The organism is Halorubrum sp. SP3 (genome assembly GCF_005435195.1).
In the GTDB taxonomy this organism is placed as follows: Archaea; Halobacteriota; Halobacteria; order Halobacteriales; family Haloferacaceae; genus Halorubrum; species Halorubrum sodomense.
In genome coordinates this window covers 1-229 of record NZ_SGTU01000331.1, presented here as the reverse complement: position 1 = coordinate 229, position 229 = coordinate 1, and the positions used below count along the sequence as shown (strand labels likewise).

The window sequence follows — 229 nt, the reverse complement described above, 5'->3', positions numbered from 1 at the left end:
GCTGTCGGCGGTCTAGTGCCATATACGACTTTTGCGGCCGCCAACTGGCCAGATCCATTCTTTTTACTAATGTTCACAGTTTCTGTCATAATTGCTGTGCTGGTGGTTGCCTTTTGGTCGATCTTAAGTACGACACAACATTTATATGATGAATTACTATTCAAGGAATATTATATGAAGAGACATGAAGATCAGAGGATAAACTCTTGAATCCTTAATTACGCGACGA

Annotated in this window: 1 protein-coding gene; it reads left to right on the top strand. The window is 40.6% G+C overall.

Translation table 11 applies throughout. The features are described 5' to 3' along the window. A partial coding sequence (locus tag EXE42_RS19800) for a hypothetical protein (RefSeq protein ID WP_206750757.1) occupies positions 1-210 on the top strand: 210 nt, incomplete at its 5' end. Between the last annotated feature and the right edge of the window lie 19 nt (positions 211-229).